Raw genomic sequence first — 16,947 nt, 5'->3', positions numbered from 1 at the left:
AGCGGTTCCCGCCGGCCGCTCAGTTCCGTCTGCCGGCGGGGACGGCGGCGTCGCCGAAGGACGCGGTGAGGGCGAGCGCGATCAGGCCGGACAGCCCGGTCCGCCCGTCCTCCTCGGCCCAGCGCGTCATCGCGGTGTGCATCGCGGCCAGGCAGGCGCTGGTCGCGGCCTGGGCGCGGAAGGTGGCGTCGGGATCGGACGGGACGTCGCCGAGGGCTTCGATGACGGTCTGCTGCAGCGCGTACTGGCTGTCCAGGTGCCGCGCCCGCAGCGCGGGCGTGACCACCATCAGCTGGAGGCAGTCCAGCAGGAACCGCTGGTTCGCCGCCGCGGCCTCCCCCTCGCCGCCGGTCAGCACCTCGGCCGCCTCGACCAGCGCGCCACCGACCCGGCGCACCAGCGGGTCCGCAGGGGAGGACGCGGCCACCCGCTCGGCGATGAGCCGGGCCGGCTGGTTCGGGACGAGGACGAGGTCCTCCTTGGTGGGGAAGTGACGGTAGACGGTCATCGCCGAGACCCCGGCGGCCTCGGCGACGTCGGCCACCGTCACCGCGTCGTACCCGCGGCCGGTGAACAGCCGCACCGCGTGTGTCTGGATCAGGCGCCGCGTCTCGGTTCGCTGCCGCTCCCGCAGCGTCGGCTGCCGCTCGCTCATGCGGTGAAAGCTACCGCAGGGTGGGCGACCGGCCCTCGGCGAGGGGCAGCGACGCCTCGGCGCCGGTTTCCGCGCGGCGGACCGTGTGTCGTCATGGGGTGGCGAGGAAGGATGTCCGTCATGTCGACACAGCCATCACGAAAGCAGCCCGCCACCGAGCTGGACGCGCGCTACAGCTCGGCGCTCAATCCCCGCCCCGGTGCCGCGGAGGTCACCGCCACCGAGTGGGCCGAGGCCCGGCGGCAGCTGGAGACGGCGGAGATCTTCTGGCTGTCCACGGTACGGCCCGACAGCCGGCTGCACGTCACCCCCGTCATCGCCGCCTGGCACGACGGGGCGCTGTACTTCTCCACCGGCAAGGAGGAGCAGAAGGCCAGGAATCTCGCCCACGACGGACACTGCGCACTGACCACCGGCGGGAACTCCCTCACCGAAGGGCTCGACCTCGTGGTCGAGGGCACGGCGGAACGGGTCTCCGACCGGGCCGTCCTGGAGGGGATGATCACGGCGTACGAGACGAAGTACGGGTCGCACATCACCTCGCCCGACGGCACTTTCCACGGCATCGGCGAGGCGATCCGCACGGGCCACGTGGCGGTCTTCGCGGTGGCCCCGGGCACCGCGTACGGCTTCGGCCGCGACAACGGGGTGTACACCCACACGCGGTGGTCGTTCTGACCCGGGAGCCGGGCGGCCCCTCTCGGTAGCGGCGTCAGCGGGAGCGGCGCGAGGAGGCGGCGAGCTGCCCGCGTACCCACTCGGGGTCCGGGTTGGTGTGGGGCGGCCGGCCACGACGACGGCCCGGTACGGCCTCGTCGGCGGCCCGCACCGCCGCCGCTCCTGCCGGGTCGCGCCGGATGTCGACTCAGCGCAGCCCGCGGCCGCCGCGGCCCAGCCGGAAGCGCAGGCGCAGGCAGTACGCGCAGCCCGGCCGCCAGAAGACGACCGGCCGGGCGCCGGCCGCGGCGGCGGGGTCAGGCCAGGCCGCCGGTCGCCCGCAGGTTCTGGCCGGTGAGCCACCGGCCGTCCCGGCTGACGAGGAACGCGACCGCGTCGGCCACGTCGGCCGGCTGCCCGAGCCGGCCGAGCGGCGTGATCGCGGCGACCGACTGGAGGGCCTGCGGAGGGTTGGCCGCGTGCAGCATGTCGGTGTCCGTCGCGCCGGGCGAGACCGTGTTGACGGTGATGCCGCGCGGCCCCAGCTCCCGGGCCGCGATCGCGGTCAGCTGTTCGAGCGCGCCCTTGCTGGCGGCGTAGGGGCCGATGCCGGGAACGGGCCGCACGGTGTTCAGCGTGGAGATGTTGACGATCCGGCCGCCGTCGCGCATGTGCCTGGCCGCGTAGCGGATGGTCAGGAAGACCGACCGGGCGTTGACCGCCATCACCCGGTCGAAGACCTCTGCTTCGGTCTCCGCGAGGGGGGCGGGGGTGTGGGTCGTCGCGGCGTTGTTCACCAGGATGTCCAGGCCGCCGAGGTGTGCCTCGGCGGTCTCCATCAGCTGTTCCGGCCCTTCGGGGTCCGCCAGGTCCAGGCGGACGGCCCGCGCCTGGCCGCCTTCTGCCTGCACGGTGCGGACGACCTCGGCTGCGGCTTCCTCGTTGGCGGCGTAGGTGAAGACCACCTTCGCCCCGTCGCGGCACAGGCGTTCGACGATCGCCCGCCCGATACCGCGGGACCCGCCGGTGACAACGGCGGCCATACCTTCAGGCATTGCTCCTCCTGATGACGAGAACCGATCAAGGAGCCCGAACGTAGCGCTGAAGCACCGCCGGCCCGACGGCTTTTCGCCGAGCGCGATCACCACCCGGCCGGCACGAACCTTCGGCGGCTTGTGCGCGGGCATCCCCCGAATGGTCAGCGTTCGGTACGATTCGCTCCGGGGAGGTGGGGACCATGCCCTTCGTGGACGTGGAAGTCGTCGTCGGTCTGGGAGCGGACGCCGACGCGAGTGAACTGTTCGTCGCCACCGGGCGGTTACGGCGGCAGCTGCTCGAACTCGACGTGGAGGACGTACGGCTGTCCCCCTCCGGCGCGGGTGTTCGGCAAGGCCCCAAGTCGGGGACGGAGGTGGCCGTCGGCGCCCTCGCCGTCACGCTCGCACCGCATGTCTTCGCCACCGTGCTCGGTGCGCTGCAGGCCTGGGCGGACCGGTCCAAGGCCCGCAGCGTGGAGATCCGCCTGGGCGAGGAGTCGTTCACCGGCTCGGGGCTCACCCGCGAGCAGCAGGACGCCCTGGTGGCGCACTTCGTGGCGAGGACCGGCGCGCAGGACGTACCGGAACCGGGCGGCGATGGCGGGGCGTGAGGCGCTGATCGTCACGACCTCGGTCTACGAGGACCCGCGGTGGAACCGGCTGTACGCCCCCGGGCACGACGGCAACGCGCTCGGCGGCGTCCTGGCGGACCCGGACATCGGCGGCTACACCGTCCACTACGTCGTCGACGAGCCCGCCCATGTGGTCCGGCGCAGGATCGACAGGTTCCTCGCGCGCCGCAGGACCGCCGACGAACTGCTCCTCTACTTCTCCTGCCACGGCGTCAAGGACGACGACGGGCGGCTCTATCTGGCGGCCGCCGACACCGAGTTCGACCGGGACCTGCTCGAATCCGCCGCGGTCTCCGCGGCGTTCCTCAACGAGCGGCTGAAGAACTGCCGGGCGCGCAGCAAGGTGCTGGTGCTCGACTGCTGCTACAGCGGGGCCTTCGACCCGGGCGCGAAGGGGCCGCCGTCGGCCGATATCGCCGAGCACCTCGGGAAGGGCGGCACCGCGGTCATCACGTCGACCAACGAACTCCAGCTCGCCTGGGAGGAGAACGGCCTCACCGACCGCGGCAGCACCACCGGGACGATGTCGGTGTTCACCTCCGCGGCCGTCGAGGGCCTGCGGACCGGAGAGGCCGACCGCGACAAGGACGGCCTGGTCAGTGTCGACGACCTGTTCGGCCACGTCAGCGAGACCATGAAGGCCAGGGACGCCAGGCAGACCCCCCGGCTCTGGGTGCTCGGGAGCGAGGCCGCCATCGTCGTCGCCCGGAGCGCCGCGGCCGGGGCACGGGCAGGCGCAGTCCCCGGGGGTTACGCGGTCCTGCCGCCGGCCTCCGTGGGCGACCGGCGGGCGTACGAGATCCACGCCGGCGTCGCGGCCGCAGCCGAGGCGGTGCGGGCGACGGTGGGTCCGCTGCCGCGCTTCGCGGTGGTCAGGCAGGCCGACGGCACCCTGCTGCGCACCGCCGACGCCTCCGCCGCGGTCCACGCCCTCACCCCCGCGACAGCGTGGGCCGGGCTCGGCCTGGACCTGGTGCGCGCTCTGGTGACACGGATGCGCACGCAGTCCGGCGACGGGGCCGCCGGCGCGGTCCTCGTCCTGGAGGCCCTGCTGGGGTCGCTGCAGCCCGCGCTGCGCGCGGGGACGCACCCGGCGCTGCTGGCCAGGGGCGTGGAGGCGGTGGTCGGCGCCGCGGGTTCCGCGTTGCTCCCGCTGGCAAGGGGCGTGCGGACGGCGCTGGACGTCCAGCAGATCGCCGTGACCGCCACCCGCGATCCGCAGGTCGGCCGCATCGTCTCGCAGGCGCTCGACAAGGTCGGCCGAGAAGGCGTCGTGAGAGTCGAGGAGGGCCACTCCCCCGGACTCGGCCTCAGGATCGAGGAGGGCCTGCGGCTGGACGGCCGGCGCCTGGTGCCGCCGCCGCGGGCGGCCGAGCCGGCCGGCGGCATCGTCCTGGAGCGGCCCTACGTCGCGCTGTGCGACTTCAGCCTGTCGTCGGGGGCGGCGCTGAAGTCTCTTGTGGACGTCGTGGACACCGCGGGCCGCCCGCTCGTCGTCCTCGCCCACACCGTCGCCGACGACGCGCTGCCGGCCGGGCCGCGGCCCGGCGGCGGGCGCGGAGCCGTGGTCGTCGCGGCCGGCACGGAGACCCTGCGGGACGTGGCGGCCTGGTCCGGCGCCGGGGTCGTCTCCGACGAGGAGTCCCTGCGCTACGCCGACCTGGAGTTGCTCGGGACCGCGCGCCGAGCGGTCGTCACCTCGTCCTCGGTGGTGCTCAGCGACGGCACGGGCGACATCGCCGCCCTCGCCCAGCGCTTCGACGTCATCCGCGCCCTGATCGAGAGGGCGCCCTCGCAGGAGGAGCGCGCACGGCAGCGGGAGCGGCTCGCCAGGCTCTTCGGCGGGGTCGCCGTGATAGAGGTCGGCGGGGCGGACGGGAGCGCGGCGCTCGTCCGGTCCGCGGTACGGGTCTGCCAGGCCGCCGTCGGCGGCGGCATGCTCCCGGGCGCGGCAGCCTGCCTCGCCCAGGTGGGCCGGGATTTCGAGGTGGGTTTCCGCGACGCGCCCGCCCACGTACGCGTACTGAGCGCCGCGCTGGCGACGGCGTTGGCGGCTCCCCTGGAGGCGGTGGCGGCGAACTCCGGGGAGGCGGACGCGGCGGCGGTCGCGGGCCGGCTGGCCGAGGTGTGGCCCCGGGCGACCTACGACGCGGTCTCCTGCACCTTCCAGGAGATGGGTACGGCCGGGGTGTGGGACCCCTTCCCCGTCCAGCTGGACCTGCTGCGGGCGGTCGGTGACGCGGTCCGCGAGTACCTGGCGATGGTCTGAGGCGCCGCGGGGCTGCCGCACCTGACGGCACGGTAGGCGCACGCGCACAGCGGGTAGGGAACAGAGAGCCGCATAGGGGGTGGACCGGGCAAGACCGGTCCGAATGCGCCGAGGAGCAGGCAGATGTCAGCAGACGGTTTCGATTCCCTGGCACTGGCCCTGGTGGGGGCGTCTTTCCGGGTGGTGCTCGACCGCCCGGAGGAGCAGGTGCTCAGCAGCCCGCAGGCCATCACGGCCGCACTGGTCCGCCCCGACACCGGCCTGCGCGACCGGCGCTCCCTGTCCCGGGCCGTCGAGGCGGCGAAGGACCAACTGGGCGGCGCTCTGGAGGCGTTCGACAGCAACCGGCACGAGGCGGTCCCGGCAGAGCAGAAGGACCGGGTGATCGCCGGAATCATCAGCGCCCTGGACGGCCTGCGCCTGACGCAGCGCGGGATGGCGTCGCTGGGACCCCGCGGGGAGAGCGTGGAGCTGCTGCTGCGGCGCGAGGCGGTCAAGTCCTGGGGCAAGGCGGACGCGGAAGAGGAGTTCCACCGCTACGGCCGCGTCCTGCTGGGGCACGCCGCCCAGTACATCCGGTCGCTCGTCAGCCATCTGACCACGGTGGTGCGCGAGGCGGGCCAGCTGCCGCCCGGCATGCTCATCCAGGCCGTCGAACGGGGCCTGGCCGAGGGCGTCGAGGCGGTCCGCATCCCCACCGCCCACAAGGACGTCACCGACGAGGTCAGCACCTTCGAGAGCCGGTACGCCACCGCCGTGATCGAGGCGTACGACACCATGGAGCTCTTCGGCATCGACATCCCGGAGATCCTGCGCCGGCAGCCGGTCGACGTCGGCTACATCACGCTGCAGTCCTCGACCCGCGACGCCCGCCACGCGGACGGCACGTCACGCGCCAACGTGGACACGATGATCGCCGACGCGTGCCGGATACGCCGGGACCGCCACGGCCGCCGGATCGTCACCCACCCGGCGCAGGCCGCGGACCACCCGCGCCCCTACCGCGTGCTGCTCACCGGCGCCGCCGGCTCCGGCAAGACGACCGTGACCCAGTGGCTGGCGCTCGGCGCCGCCCGCAGCAACTTCCCCGAGGCGCTGCGGCGCTGGCAGGACCTGCTGCCCTTCGTCATCCAGCTGCGCTACATCTTCAGCGACGGCAAGCCGCGCAGCCTCGACGTCGCCGACCTGGCCCGGGTCGCCACCCGGCGGCTGGGGAAGCTCCCGGAAGGCTGGCTGCACGAGCGGCTCGAACAGGGCCGGGCGCTGGTGATCCTCGACGGCTTCGACGAGCTGCCGCCGCTGCCGCACCGGCACCGGCAGGACGTGAACGAGTGGATCAACTCGCTGATCACGCAGTACCCGGACGCCAAGTTCATCGTCACCTCGCGCCCTGAGGGCCTGGACACCTCCTGGTTCGACCGGCACGACTTCGACCACCTGGAGCTGGACGCCATGGGGCTGCCGGCGATCCAGAGCTTCGTCCACCGCTGGTACCTGCCGCTGCTGTCGTCGGTTCCCGGCAACCGCAAGAAGCGGTACGCCCAGCGCAGGAACCGCCTCCTGGAGCACATCGCCAGCCGCCCGCTGGTGCGGGACCTGGCCGAGACTCCGCTGCTGTGTGCGATGCTGTGCGCCTTCTACGCCGTCAACGAGACCGTGGAGCCCAGGAGCCGGGCGCATCTGTACGAGCAGGTGATCAACGCCCTGACGAACGCGCGGGAGATCCAGCGGCAGGTGCCGATGGCCGACCAGATCGACCTGTCCGACAAGCGCGCCTACCTGCAGGCCATCGCGCGGTACATGGCCGACAACGCGCTGACCACCATCCGGCTGCGCCCGCTCACCGCGTTCTCCCCGCCGTCCGCGAAGGCGTGGGACGAGCTGCGGGAGCACGACCGGGGCGACGTGACCGTCCACGAGCTGCTCACCGACCTGATCAGCGGCTTCGTCGGCTCGCGCACCACGGTCGACCACGCGCTCCGGTACGTCGCCCAGCGCAGCGCGGTGCTGCAGCACGTCGGCGGCAACGAGGTGCAGTTCGCCCACCGCACCTTCCAGGAGTACCTGGCCGCCTGCGACTACGCGGATCGCGGGGAGGCGCAGGACATCGTGCCGCAGCTGCGCAACGGCGATCCGATCTGGTGGCGGATCGCGGCGTTCGCCGCGGCCAAGTGCAACCGGCGCGACGCCAGCGCCCTCGTGCGGAGCCTGATGGCGGAGGCCGACAGCGCCCCCGACCAGCGCCGGGAGCTGCAATTGCTGATCGCCGAGTGCGTGAGCACCGCCAAGGTCGAGCTGGCGATCGTCGAGCCGGTCAGGACGCATCTCGCCGAGATCTTCCCGCCCCGCGACCGCGACGAGGCCGCCAAGCTCGTCCGCTCCCGCAACGGGGACCACGTCCTGGGCTGGCTCGCCGGGCACACCCACGACCCGGCGTGGGCGGACGCCTGCATCGTCGCCGCCGCGCACATCGGCACACCCGAGGCCATGGACCTGATAGGGAAGTACGCCGAGGAGCTGACGGGTCAGCACACGACGCCGGCCTGGGCGCGGGAGGTCCTCACCGAGGTGTGGGACCGCTTCGACCCGACGGACTACGCCCAGCGCGTGCTCAGCATGGTCGACTTCGGCGGCGCGACCGTGCGCGTCGACTCGGCGGCCAAGCTGGCGGCCGTCGGCCGGCTCCACACCGTCCGCCGCCTCGTCTTCGGCGGCAGTGCCGGATCGGGGCACCCGGACCTGGCGTCCTGGAAGGGCCTGCGCAGCATCGAGGAGCTGGACTGCACCGCGCTCGAACTGCACCGCCTGGACGGTATCGAGGCCCTCCAGACCCTGGTGAGCCTGGGCTTCCTGTCGGGCGGGCTGCTGCGGGACTTCACCCCGCTGTCGGCGCTGACAGGCCTGCGGCAGCTGTTCGCCCTGCAGTGCCGGCACATGACCGACGGGGCGTTCCTTGCGCCGCTGCGCAATCTGCAGAACCTGCTCCTGGACCAGGTGGAGTTCGACGACTGGTCCTGGCTCCGGCCGCTGGAGGAGCTGCGCAACCTCCAGGTCTCCGGCGGCCGGCTGCACGACCTGGACGCGCTGCGGCACCTCGGCGACCTGCGGACCCTGCGGCTGAACCCCTCCGGCGGGCTGCACGACGCCGCCGCGCTCACCGAACTGCGCAGCCTGCGCCGGCTGAACCTGACGCTGGCCGCGGACCGGCCGAGCCCGGTGGTCCTCCCCGACGCCGCAGACAGCCGCCTGCGCGAGGTCACCCTCAACGGCAGGCCCACCCTCGCCGACGTGCGGAGCGTGGCGAGTTGCGGCGTCCTCACGCTGCTCAGCGCGAACAAGGTGGACGACCTGACGTCCCTGACGGCCGTGGAGCCCCTGCACGGGATACGCCGGCTCACGCTGGAGAACTGCCGCTCGCTCACCCGCATCGACAGCGTCAGCGGCATGCGCGACCTGCGGCGCCTGGACCTGAGCGGCAGCGCCGTGCAGGACCTCGCCCCGCTGACCGGCCTGATGCACCTGGAGGAGGTCGTCCTGGAACGCTGCTCGGCGCTGACGAACATCGCCCCGCTGCTCTCCCTGCCGGCCCTGCGCCGCGTCAGCTTCGACGGCATCACCGACTGGCTGCCGCTGGACGTGATCGACGAGCTCAAGGACGCCCGCTCGGTGAACGTGAACTTCGACTCCTACCTCATGGTCGGCCAGGGCAGCGCCTGACCCGCGCAGCCGCCCGGCTCAGCGCAGCAGGGCGTCCAGGAAGGGGCTGGACAGCACCCGGTGGGGGTCGAGGCGGTCGAGGACCGCGACCGCCTCGTCCCAGCCGGGGCCGCCGCCGGCGCGGTGGCTCGCGGGGATGGCGCCGGTCAGGACGTCCGGGTCGGACCACGCGGCGGTGGGGGTGTAGGCCCAGCCCTTGGACCACTCGACGCGGACCGTCGCCCGGTCACCGTCCAGGCCCAGCAGGAACTGCTCGACGTCGCGGTAGAAGCGGTGCAGGGCGGGGGTGGCCGGCAGGGAGAGGATGTCGATCCACACGGCGGTGTCGACGTCGGGCCGGTCGGGACGCGGCCGCAGCGCGGACAGCAGCGGGGGCCGCGCGCCGGGGACGCCGCACACGGCCGGGTCCTCCAGGCCGGTCACCCGGATCTCGACCTGGCCGTTGACCGGGTACTCGCCGCGTGCCGCGTACTGAGCGAGCAGCGTGCGGTAGAAGTCGGCGAACGCGCTGACCACCCACTGCAGATCGGCGCGGCGGGTGAGGACGGCGTAGCCGTTGGCGGTCTCGCGCAGAGTGGTGGGCCGCACGTACTCCAGCAGGTTGCGGGAGGCGCCCCACAGGTCGGAGCGCAGGCCGTCCGCGAGCAGGTGGGTGAGGACGTCGCCGGTCAGCACGTCCTGCACGAGCGTCCCGGAGAGCAGGACGTCGGTGATGTCGCCGGTCAGCGCGACCTTGGCCAGCAGGTACTGGACCTGCCCGAAGAGCGGTGCGCTCGCCCAGGCCCCGGAGACCAGGCTCCCGGCGAGCCGTGCCAGCGGCTCGGGGAGGGAGTCGGAGAAGGGGTAGTTGTACGGCTCGGCGACCGCGCGGGCGGCGAGCGGCCGGTTCGGGGTGACGCTCCAGGTCTTCAGCCAGGGCTTGTCGGTGAAGGCGAACCAGATCGCCTCCGCCCGGCCGGTGCCGTCCACGAACCCGGCCAGGGTCCGCGTGCCGGCCGGCGCGCCGGGGGCGGCGAACAGCTCGGTGGCGGGGATGTCCAGGAAGGACCGGCAGCGCAGGTTGCCGTCGGCGCCGACCCGCAGGACGGCCTCGGTGACCAGGGAGCGGCCGAGGTGGGTCAGGAGCGCGGCGCAGTCGGGTTCGGCCCGGCCGACGGTCCGCAGGACGTAGCGTCCGGCGCCGCCGTCCCAGACGACCGCGGTCAGCTCGGTGACCAGGTTGCTCAGCGAGCCGTAGCCGTGGCCGGGTGAGGGGCTCTCGCCGGCCGCGGGCACGGCCGTGCCGTGCGCGCCGATGGCGAGCGCGCCGCCGACCGAGAGGTCGCCGGGTGCGGGCGCCGCGGTGACCCCGTATCCGCCGGCGCCGGCGTACGCGAGCAGCGCCTCCAGCGAGGCGCCGGCCTGGACCCGGACCGCGGCGGACCCGTCGGCTGCCTGCTGCTCCAGCGACATCGCGGTGAGGTGGGCGGTGGTGTCCAGCAGGACGACCTGGGCCGCGGCGGGTGTGCCGCCGGCCACCGTCAGGGGTGCCCAGCCGTGCCGATGCCCCTGCGCGCGTACCGTCCAGCCGGCCCCGTACGCCCAGTTGACGACGTCGAGCACCTCCTGCGGGCTGCGCGGCGCGCAGGTCCACAGCTGGTCGGTGCGGATCTCGCCGGCCCAGTTCTCGTAGACGCGCTGGTAGACGTCGAGCCCGGCCGGGAAGCCGGGCGGCGGTCCCGAGGCCGCCTCGGCGCTGCCGGGCCGGGCCAGCCCGCGCAGCAGCCAGACCGCGCCGCCCGCCGCGGCCGACGACGCCAGCAGCCTGCGGCGCGACAGACCGCCGCCCTGGTCGGAAGAATCGTGCGCCATCCCCGCCACCCCTCCCCTGGTCCGCGCGGGAGCGGCCCCTGCCGGGCCGCTTCCGCCCTACAGGAGTGATCCTGCACCGGATCGGCGGCCGCCTCACCGCCGATGCGGAAATGGCTCATCGCCTTGCCCCCGAAATGGCCCACGCGGATGGACGGGCCTGAGCATACGGTCGAGATCGCGACGCATCGCGTGCCCTGCCGAGCCGTACGGGCATCGGTGTGCCCGGACACCGCCGCTCAGCCCGTAGAGGAATCACATGCAAGCCATCACCGTGCCCGACAGTGCGACATCGGCCGCCGCCCTGGAGGTGGTCACCGCCTACCAGTCCCCCGCGATGGTCAACCACTCGCTGCGCGCCTACCTCTGGGCGGCCGCCCGCGGCGCGGCGGACGGCATCCCCTTCGACCCGGAACTGCTCTACGTCGCCGCGCTGTTCCACGACATGGGGCTCGTACCGGCCTTCGACAGCCACACCGTGGCGTTCGAGGAGGCCGGCGGCCATGTGGCGCAGGTCTTCGCCGCCGGCGCCGGGTGGGGCGCGCAGCGGCGCGGGCGCCTGGCGGAGGTGATCGTCCGCCACATGTGGCCGCAGGTGGACGCGGCCGCGGACCCCGAGGGACACCTGCTGTCCCGCGCCACCGCCACCGAGATCACCGGCAAGGACGCGGACGACTACCCCGCGGACTTCCGGGCCGAGGTGCTGGAGCGCTACCCCCGGCTGGACCTCGGCGAGCGGTTCCTGGCCTGCTTCGAGGCCCAGGCCGCGCGCAAACCCACCAGCTCCGCGGCCACTGCGATGCGCTCCGGCCTGGCCGCCAGGATGGCCGGCAACCCGCTGGACGCCCCGGCCTAGGGCGGGTCCGCAAGGTCCCGTCTGGCCGACAGCGCCTGGCGCGCGCGCTCCCAGCGTTGTCGGGCTCGTCGAATAGGCCCACTACGAGGACGACCCTTCGCCTTGCGATCGCACGCGCCAGACACCGTCGGCCCCGCCCCTCGGGCGGACGACGGGACCTTGCGGACCCGCCCCAGGCGAACCGCTGCGCAACCTCTTGACCGTCAACTCCCGGGCGCCTACGGTCGCACATCATATATCAGATGCCATGCATCATCTGGCATGACTGGTTCGGCCCTGGGAGCAGCACACCGTGCCCGACACTCTCGCCCACAGCGGCGGACCCCACCCCGGCGTCCCGCCCTCCCGTTCCGAGGCGGTTCTCGATTCCCTCAAGCACGCGATCCTGACCGGGGAGCTGAAGCCCGGTCAGGCCCTGGTCGAGGCGGATCTCGCGGAGCGGCTGCACGTCTCCAAGACCCCGGTGCGCGAGGCCCTGAAGACCCTGGCGGCCTCGGGGCTGGTGACCACGAGCGCGTACAAGGGCGCCGCGGTGCGCGAGGTCGACCAGGCCCACGCGCGCTGCGTGTACGACATGCGCCTGCTGCTCGAACCCGCCGCGGCCGCCCGCAGCGCCACGTCGGAACGGATCGGGCAGGACGCGCGGGAGGCCCTGGAGAGAGCCGACCGGGCGGCGGACACCGCCGAGCGGTCGCTGGCCAACCGGGCCTTCCACCGGGCGCTGTACTCGGGCTGCGGCAACCCCCTGCTGGTGAAGTCGCTGGACGACCTGCGCGACCAGACCGCGCTGCTGTCCAGCGCGGCCTGGTCCCGGCAGCCCTCCTGGGAACTGGAGGCGGCCGAGCACCGCGCGATCCTGCAGGCCGCGGAGGCCGGGGACGCCGAGCTGGTCAGGGACCTGATGCACCGGCACATCGCGTCCTTCGTGGCGCGCAACTTCCCCGAGGACGAGGCCTGAGCACCTCCTGACGAGCGGTCGGCTCCGCACCCGTACGCCCCACGTTCACTTCCTGCGACCGAAGGGCACCATCAGCCATGTCCCACAGCAGCAGCTCCCCCACCGGAACAGCCCGCGGCACCCGGGGGAACCCGTCCCGCCGCCGGGTACTCGGCACCCTCGCCTCCGCCGCTGCCGCCGGCCCCGTGCTCGCCGCGTGCGGCGCACCCAGCAGCGACACCCCCGACAAGGCGGCGCCGAGCACCCTGGCCACCGCACCGTCCAAGCCGGTCACGCTGAACATCCTGGACGTCGCGGGAAACCTCGCCCTCACCCAGCCGATCATCGACGCCTTCAAGGCCAAGCACCCCGAGATCGTCTCCAGGGTCACCACCTCCACCGGCACCGCGCCCGAGCTCGCCCCGAAGGTGCAGGCGCAGCAGCAGGCGGGGAACGTGCAGATCCAGCTGGTGCTGAGCGGCACCGACGGGCTGTCCGCGGGTATCCAGAAGGGCCTGTGGTACGACCTCAAGCCGTACTACGACGCCTTCCTGCCCGGGCTGATGGCCGGCTACCAGGCGCCCGCCGCGTCCATGGCCGCGCTCGCCCAGGACCAGGCCGTGGAGCTGGTCTGGTACCCCTCGGGGCCGCTGCTGGAGTACGACCCGGCCAAGGTCGCCACCCCGCCCACCACCACCGACGCGCTGCTGGACTGGGCCAAGGCCAACCCGGGGAAGTTCCAGTACGCCCAGCCGCGCAACTCCGGCCCCGGCCGCACCTTCCTCATGGGCCTGCCGTACCTGCTCGGCGACTCCGACCCGGGCGACCCGGTCAACGGCTGGTCCAAGACGTGGGCCTACCTGACGGAGCTGAACAAGCACGCGGCCAACTACCCGACCAAGACGTCCGCGACCATGACCAACCTGGCGCAGGGCACCGTCCACATGCTCGCCAGCACCACCGGCTGGTACATCAACCCGCGCGTGCTGGGCACCGTGCCGAAGTCCATGAAGGTCGCCAAGTTCGACAACCTCACCTGGGTCAGCGACGCGCAGTTCGGCATCATCCCGAAGGGCGTCTCGAACGACGAGCTGATCGCCGCACTGCGGCTGATCGCCTTCATGCTCACCCCCGAGCAGCAGGCCGTCACCTACGACCAGGGCTACTTCTACCCCGGCCCCGCGGTCAAGGGTGTCAGCCTCAGCCAGGCCCCGGCCGCCTCCCGGCAGGCCATCGCGACCTACGGCGACCCGGAGTTCGACGGCTGGATCAGCGGCAACCCCATCAAGAACTCGCTGCCCGCCACCGCCCAGGTCACCGCGTTCGACCTGTGGGACAAGAAGATCGGCTCGACGAAGTGAGCACGGTGCCCGACATGACCGACGGCGCCAGGACACCGGCAGCAGCCTCCCCCGCCGGCTCCCAGCTGGGCGAGCTGCGGCTGCGGGGCGTCAGCCGCGCCTACGGCTCGTACACCGCACTGCACCCGCTGGACCTGACCATCAGGGGCGGCGAGTTCGTCGCCCTGCTCGGCCCTTCGGGGTGCGGCAAGACCACCGCGCTGAACTGCCTCGCGGGCCTGCTGCCGCTGACCGCCGGCGAGATCGTCCTGGACGGCAGGCGGGTGGACACCGTGCCGCCCGAGAAGCGCGGTTTCGGCATGGTCTTCCAGAACTACGCGCTCTTCCCGCATCTGACGGTGCGCGGCAACGTGGCCTTCGGGCTGAAGATGCGCGGCGTCGGCAGGGCCGAGACCACCCGGCGGGTCGACGAGGTGCTGCGCCTGGTGCGGCTGACCGAGCAGGCGCACAAGCACCCGGGGCAGCTGTCCGGCGGGCAGCAGCAGCGGGTGGCCATCGCCCGCGCCATCGTCATGGAGCCGCCCCTGGTGCTGATGGACGAGCCGCTGTCCAACCTGGACGCGGCCCTGCGGCTGGAGATGCGCAGCGAGATCCGGCGCATCCACCAGGAGTTCGGGCTCACCACCGTCTATGTGACGCACGACCAGGAGGAGGCGCTGTCGCTGGCGGACCGGCTGGTCGTGCTGGAGGCCGGCCGGGTCAGCCAGATCGGCACCCCGGCCGAGCTCTACGAGCACCCGGCCGACCCGCACGTCGCCGCCTTCATGGGCTACCGCAACCTGCTGGCGCTGGACGTGGTCTCCGTGCGGGGGTCGCGGGCGGTCGTGCAGCGGCGCGGCCTGCGGCTCACCGGGACCCTGGTCGGCGGCGGCCCGGTGGCGGAGGGCCGCGAGGCCACCGTCGCGATCCGCCCCGAGGACGTGCGGGTCGCAGGACCTGGCGAGCAGCCGATCGCCGAGGCCGTGGCCCAGATCGTCGAGTACCACGGCAGGGCGCTGCACGTGGAGGCGGTGACCGGCGACGGCGACCGTATCCACCTGCGCGCCGACGGCGGGATACGGCCGGGCGACGCGCTCGCCGTGACCGTGGACGCCGACCGCGCGCTGCTGTTCCCGAGCCCCGGGACGGGACCCGGACCGGACCCGGCCGGGGCTCCCGGTGCGGCGGAGGTGTCCCGATGAGCGGCCTGCCCGTGGGCACCGCGCCGGCGGTGGCCGGCCCCCCGGCGAAGGCCGCGCTGCGGCACCGGCTGGCGGAGCGCGGCATGGACCGGACGCTGCTGCTGGTGCTGCCGGCGGCGCTCGCGGTGATCGCACTGTTCTGCTACCCGTTCCTGTACGGCCTGCAGCTGTCCTTCCAACCGGCCAAGGGGGGCGTGTTCGGGGCGTACCGGCAGTTCTTCGCCGAGCCCTTCTCCCGCAAGTCCGTCTGGGCCACCTTCTCGCTGGCCATCCCGGCCTCGCTCATCAACGTGGGCGTCTCCGTGCCGATCTCGTACCGGATGCGGCGCGACTTCCGCGGCAAGCGGCTGCTGCTGGCGCTGCTGGTCGTCCCGATCACGCTGGGCACGGTGCTGACCGCCGAGGGCATCCTGGAGTTCTACGGACCGGCCGGCTGGTTCAACCGCACCCTGCACCTGCTGGGGCTGGCCGACTCCCCCGTGCAACTGACCATGAACTACACCGGGGTGCTGCTGTCGCTGGTCATCAGCGGCTTCCCGTTCGCCTACCTGCTGACCCACTCCTACCTCTCCGGCATCCACCCCAGCCTGGAGAAGGCCGCGGCCACCCTGGGCGCCGGCTGGTGGCAGCGGTTCCGGTACGTCACCTTCCCGCTGCTGCTGCCCGGGCTGATGACGACCTTCTGCCTCAGCTTCGTGATGGCCTTCGCCGTCTTCCCCTCGGCGATGATGGTCGGCGACCCCAACGGCAGCACCCACGTCATCTCCATCGAGGCCTACCAGGCCGCCCTGGAGCGCTTCGACTACGCGCAGGGCAGCGCCGACGCGATGATCATGACCGCGCTGATGCTCGTCGTCCTCGCCGCCGTCACGGGGCTGCGCTCCCGGCTCTACCGCGGATCGACCGGAGGCAAGGGATGAGCGCGCAGACGACCGCTGCCGCGGCAGGCGGACGCCGGGGGCTCGCACTTCGGCCGGGGGCCTGGCTGACCTGGGCGGTGCTGGTGTTCTTCTTCGTCAACCTGCTCGGCGTCATCACCACCGTGCTGCTCAACTCGCTGGGCCGCAGCTGGTTCACCGCCTGGCTGCCCACGGGCTGGACCGGCCACTGGTACAGCGACGCCTGGAAGGAGTTCGGCCTCGGCGAGGTGCTGCGGACCACCGTCGAGGTGACCTTCCTGGTGGTGCTCGTGTCGCTGGTGCTGGCCGTGCCGGCCTCGTACGCGCTGGCCCGCCGGGACTTCCCCGGCAAGCACCTGCTGACGACCCTGTTCGTACTGCCCATCCTCGTGCCGCCGATCGCCTACGGCATCCCCATGGCCACAGTGCTGTACAAGTTCCACCTGGCCGGGTCCGTCACCGGCGTGGTGCTCGCCAACCTCGTCCCGTCCATCCCCTTCGTGATCTTCACGATGACACCGTTCATCGAGCAGATCGACCCGAAGATCGAGGCGGCGGCGCGGATGTGCGGGGCGTCCACCTGGACCGTACTGACCCGCATCCTGTCGCCGCTGATGCTGCCGGGCATACTCGCCGCCGGCATCCTGGTGCTGGTACGCACCTTCGGGATGTTCGAACTCACCTTCCTGACCGCGGGACCGGGCAGCGAGACACTCGTCGTGGCGCTGTTCTCCGCGGTCAATTCGGCCGGGATCCGCAGCACCCAGTCCATCGACGCGATGGCGGTGATCTACACCGGCACGATGGCCGTGCTGCTGCTCGTCGCGCTCCGCTTCGTCAACCCCACGCAGCTGGTCGCCCGCTCCTCCGAGTGACCCCCTCCGGCGCACCCGGCTCC

General features: G+C 73.0%; 13 protein-coding genes and 1 pseudogene. 10 read left to right on the top strand and 4 right to left on the bottom strand.

Features of this window, described 5'->3' with window-relative positions; all coding sequences use genetic code 11:
- Positions 1-19 precede the first annotated feature (19 nt).
- Positions 20-655, bottom strand: coding sequence for a TetR/AcrR family transcriptional regulator (locus tag NFU81_RS38240; protein ID WP_251501128.1), 636 nt, complete (start codon positions 653-655; stop codon positions 20-22).
- A gap of 120 nt (positions 656-775) precedes the next feature.
- Between NFU81_RS38240 and NFU81_RS38235 the strand changes: the two genes are divergently transcribed.
- A complete protein-coding gene (locus NFU81_RS38235) occupies positions 776-1,333 on the top strand; it encodes a pyridoxamine 5'-phosphate oxidase family protein (protein WP_251501125.1) in 558 nt (185 codons plus the stop codon).
- Positions 1,334-1,367: 34 nt separating this feature from the next.
- Here NFU81_RS38235 and NFU81_RS38230 read toward each other — a convergent pair.
- Both NFU81_RS38230 and NFU81_RS38225 read right to left on the bottom strand, forming a co-directional pair.
- Positions 1,368-1,622, bottom strand: a pseudogene (locus NFU81_RS38230) (hypothetical protein); the annotation flags it as partial.
- A 7-nt stretch (positions 1,623-1,629) separates the two neighbouring features.
- Positions 1,630-2,367: a glucose 1-dehydrogenase gene (locus tag NFU81_RS38225; RefSeq protein WP_251501123.1), complete on the bottom strand. Its 738-nt coding sequence runs from the start codon at positions 2,365-2,367 to the stop codon at positions 1,630-1,632.
- 182 nt (positions 2,368-2,549) lie between these two features.
- Between NFU81_RS38225 and NFU81_RS38220 the strand changes: the two genes are divergently transcribed.
- The 3 genes from NFU81_RS38220 (at position 2,550) to NFU81_RS38210 (ending at position 8,967) form a co-directional block, all read left to right on the top strand.
- A complete protein-coding gene (locus NFU81_RS38220; RefSeq protein ID WP_251501110.1) occupies positions 2,550-2,960 on the top strand; it encodes a hypothetical protein in 411 nt (136 codons plus the stop codon).
- Positions 2,947-5,250, top strand: coding sequence for a caspase, EACC1-associated type (locus tag NFU81_RS38215; protein ID WP_251501108.1), 2,304 nt, complete (start codon positions 2,947-2,949; stop codon positions 5,248-5,250). Before NFU81_RS38220 ends, NFU81_RS38215 begins: the two co-directional genes overlap by 14 nt.
- 123 nt (positions 5,251-5,373) lie before the next feature.
- The gene (locus NFU81_RS38210; RefSeq protein ID WP_251501105.1) at positions 5,374-8,967 is read left to right on the top strand and encodes an NACHT domain-containing protein; all 3,594 of its coding nucleotides are present in this window, start codon (positions 5,374-5,376) and stop codon (positions 8,965-8,967) included.
- 18 nt (positions 8,968-8,985) lie between these two features.
- On the opposite strand, the gene NFU81_RS38205 is transcribed toward NFU81_RS38210, so the two are convergent.
- Positions 8,986-10,818 carry a cholesterol oxidase substrate-binding domain-containing protein gene (locus tag NFU81_RS38205; protein WP_251501102.1) on the bottom strand — a complete coding sequence of 611 codons (1,833 nt, stop codon included), beginning with the start codon at positions 10,816-10,818 and terminating at the stop codon, positions 8,986-8,988.
- A gap of 256 nt (positions 10,819-11,074) precedes the next feature.
- Here NFU81_RS38205 and NFU81_RS38200 point away from each other — a divergent pair, with 256 nt between their 5' ends.
- From NFU81_RS38200 to NFU81_RS38175, 6 genes are all read left to right on the top strand, one after another.
- Positions 11,075-11,671, top strand: coding sequence for an HD domain-containing protein (locus NFU81_RS38200; protein ID WP_251501099.1), 597 nt, complete (start codon positions 11,075-11,077; stop codon positions 11,669-11,671).
- A 292-nt stretch (positions 11,672-11,963) separates the two neighbouring features.
- Positions 11,964-12,629 (top strand): GntR family transcriptional regulator, encoded by a 666-nt coding sequence (locus NFU81_RS38195; protein WP_251501096.1) that lies wholly within the window; start codon positions 11,964-11,966, stop codon positions 12,627-12,629.
- Between the two features lie 77 nt (positions 12,630-12,706).
- On the top strand, positions 12,707-13,969 hold the full coding sequence (locus NFU81_RS38190) for an extracellular solute-binding protein (protein WP_251501093.1): 1,263 nt from the start codon (positions 12,707-12,709) through the stop codon (positions 13,967-13,969).
- A complete protein-coding gene (locus tag NFU81_RS38185; RefSeq protein WP_251501091.1) occupies positions 13,966-15,150 on the top strand; it encodes an ABC transporter ATP-binding protein in 1,185 nt (394 codons plus the stop codon). The genes NFU81_RS38190 and NFU81_RS38185 overlap by 4 nt, the downstream gene beginning before the upstream one ends.
- A complete protein-coding gene (locus NFU81_RS38180) occupies positions 15,147-16,070 on the top strand; it encodes an ABC transporter permease (RefSeq protein ID WP_251501089.1) in 924 nt (307 codons plus the stop codon). Before NFU81_RS38185 ends, NFU81_RS38180 begins: the two co-directional genes overlap by 4 nt.
- The gene (locus tag NFU81_RS38175; protein WP_251501087.1) at positions 16,067-16,924 is read left to right on the top strand and encodes an ABC transporter permease; all 858 of its coding nucleotides are present in this window, start codon (positions 16,067-16,069) and stop codon (positions 16,922-16,924) included. Before NFU81_RS38180 ends, NFU81_RS38175 begins: the two co-directional genes overlap by 4 nt.
- Positions 16,925-16,947: the final 23 nt, after the last annotated feature.

The sequence above is a fragment of the Actinacidiphila cocklensis genome (assembly GCF_907177275.1).
Taxonomy (GTDB): domain Bacteria; phylum Actinomycetota; class Actinomycetes; order Streptomycetales; family Streptomycetaceae; genus Actinacidiphila; species Actinacidiphila cocklensis.
The sequence above is the reverse complement of the archived record's forward strand: the minus strand, read 5'-3'. Positions and strand labels throughout refer to the sequence as shown.

Coding starts and splice junctions, on each gene's coding strand:
- NFU81_RS38240 (WP_251501128.1), bottom strand. CDS start 655: ATGAGCGAGCGGCAGCCGACGCTGCGGGAGCGGCAGCGAACCGAGACG.
- NFU81_RS38235 (WP_251501125.1), top strand. CDS start 776: ATGTCGACACAGCCATCACGAAAGCAGCCCGCCACCGAGCTGGACGCG.
- NFU81_RS38225 (WP_251501123.1), bottom strand. CDS start 2,367: ATGCCTGAAGGTATGGCCGCCGTTGTCACCGGCGGGTCCCGCGGTATC.
- NFU81_RS38220 (WP_251501110.1), top strand. CDS start 2,550: ATGCCCTTCGTGGACGTGGAAGTCGTCGTCGGTCTGGGAGCGGACGCC.
- NFU81_RS38215 (WP_251501108.1), top strand. CDS start 2,947: ATGGCGGGGCGTGAGGCGCTGATCGTCACGACCTCGGTCTACGAGGAC.
- NFU81_RS38210 (WP_251501105.1), top strand. CDS start 5,374: ATGTCAGCAGACGGTTTCGATTCCCTGGCACTGGCCCTGGTGGGGGCG.
- NFU81_RS38205 (WP_251501102.1), bottom strand. CDS start 10,818: ATGGCGCACGATTCTTCCGACCAGGGCGGCGGTCTGTCGCGCCGCAGG.
- NFU81_RS38200 (WP_251501099.1), top strand. CDS start 11,075: ATGCAAGCCATCACCGTGCCCGACAGTGCGACATCGGCCGCCGCCCTG.
- NFU81_RS38190 (WP_251501093.1), top strand. CDS start 12,707: ATGTCCCACAGCAGCAGCTCCCCCACCGGAACAGCCCGCGGCACCCGG.
- NFU81_RS38180 (WP_251501089.1), top strand. CDS start 15,147: ATGAGCGGCCTGCCCGTGGGCACCGCGCCGGCGGTGGCCGGCCCCCCG.
- NFU81_RS38175 (WP_251501087.1), top strand. CDS start 16,067: ATGAGCGCGCAGACGACCGCTGCCGCGGCAGGCGGACGCCGGGGGCTC.